Source organism: Aquitalea sp. S1-19 (assembly GCF_024343515.1).
On the sequence record NZ_RJTZ01000270.1, the window covers coordinates 1 to 1,802 of the forward strand.

3 protein-coding genes are annotated in these 1,802 nt (G+C 57.5%); all 3 read left to right on the top strand.

Features of this window, described 5'->3' with window-relative positions; genetic code table 11:
- On the top strand, nt 1-477 hold a 477-nt coding region (locus EGI20_RS18205; RefSeq protein WP_498633098.1), incomplete at its 5' end, for a hypothetical protein.
- Between the two features lie 2 nt (nt 478-479).
- Entirely contained in the window at nt 480-1,109 is a 630-nt protein-coding gene (locus EGI20_RS18210) for a type IV pilus modification PilV family protein (RefSeq protein ID WP_498633099.1), read from the top strand.
- A 446-nt stretch (nt 1,110-1,555) separates the two neighbouring features.
- On the top strand, nt 1,556-1,802 hold a 247-nt coding region (locus tag EGI20_RS18215; RefSeq protein ID WP_498633101.1), incomplete at its 3' end, for a pilus assembly FimT family protein.

Genomic DNA, 1,802 nt, shown 5'->3' on the forward strand with positions numbered 1-1,802 from the left:
ACCATGGATAACCACCAGGTCTATGCCGTCAACTATATCGCTTACCCGGGTGTGTGCAGCAACAACGACTACCCCGGCCAATATCCGACCGACTACTGCAATACACAAAGCCAGCAGTTCAATAGCCACGCCAGCGGCAATATCGCCTATCTCGCAGGCAGCTATCAGGACAGCCAGTACAAGGGGGGCGACATTATGCTGGGCAGCAGTAGTACCGTGCACGGCAACGTGATCGCCGGCAACACCCTGAATAGCGGCGGAAGAACCGTGATTAAAGGCTATGTCACGGTCGCCAATCAGGGCGCCAGCGGCGACAACAACTGGGGTGCCAGCACGACCATAGACCTGACCAATCTGCCCGACTCATTCAAGCCAGGAGAGAGCGGCAGCGGCCAGCCCCCCGTTACGCCGCCGCCTGTCGCCGGTGAAAAAGTTTACCGGGTCGTCCAGGGCAGCTGGATAGACCACGCGGAATAATCATGACCCGACAAGCCGGATTTACCCTGATGGGTGTACTTGTCAGCCTGCTGGTGCTGAGTCTGGGCATTCTGGGGCTGATACGTTTTCAAGGCGCGTTGCTGCAAAGCGAAATTCACAGCAGCGACTACGCCAATGCCACCAATCTGGCGCAAAGCGCGCTGGAAGAGCGCAAAAGCTGTGAGCCCAAGCAGTGTGCCAGCGATACATTTGCCTTGCCCGTGCCCGATGCGCTACCTCCGCTTAACCGGTTTTTATGCAAATACAGCATCAAGAACCAGATGACGACAGTGAGCGTGCGCTGGAGCGATGCAGACGGCAAAGCCAATGAACTGGCCGTCTCCTCGCCGCAGGCCGATTGCAGTACCGAGCCGGAAATCCCGCCGCCACCTGCCCAGTGCGCTACCCCCACCACCATCATGGTCCATGATGTACACCAAAACGCCCGCGTGACCATCAATCAGGGGACTTGCTCAGATTTGGGCGGCCACCCCTGGCATACATGGCGCTGCACCAGCGAAGCCCCTCAAGGCAGCAACCTGATTATCGAGATAGATGGCACGGGGCAAGGCCATGATGAAACCTTCAATATCACGGCCAACTGCAAGGAAAATAGCGTGCAGGGCAAATAGAAGCCGACCGACCCCGGCTTATACAGTTGGCACGCCCTCGCGCTGGCTGGATGCACACTCGAAGTCAACTCTGCGCGCACCACCTGTGCCACGCCGCCGCCTTAGCCATCGCAACCGGCAGGCTAGATACCCCGCCCCTACTGGCGGCCAGTCGTGTTTCACCAACAACAACTGTGCACAGACAACAGCCGAGCTGTTCCCATTGCAGCTCAAACGCCATCACAGCACGGCATGAAGCAGATCTCTATGCCCGCAGCTTGCCAACATTTGACCCTCGTCATATCTAGATAGCAATTAAACTCATATACTAAATGCTATTTAATTTCCGACAAAAGATGCGCGGTATCTACTGACTCCGCTCCTGGAAATAGGCTGAGCCACCGCTCTACCCCCATCCCGATCTAATGAATCCATTGCACTCATCCGGCAAGCACAGACCGGCAAGCGTGCGCCTGAGCATATGCCATAACCGCGGCGTAACCCTGATCGAACTGATGGTCACGCTGTCCATTCTCGCCATCGTACTTGCCATGGCACTGCCCTCTTTCGGGCAACTGGTGGCCGAGCACAAGATCAAGACTGTCAGCCAGACGCTGGTCAGTGCACTCCATCTGGCCCGTAGCGAGGCCATCAAGCGCGGGCATGAAGTCAGCGTCTGCCCCTTGGCCGCAGGCACTGGCACACGCGCTTGCC

Coding starts and splice junctions, on each gene's coding strand:
- EGI20_RS18210 (WP_498633099.1), top strand. CDS start 480: ATGACCCGACAAGCCGGATTTACCCTGATGGGTGTACTTGTCAGCCTG.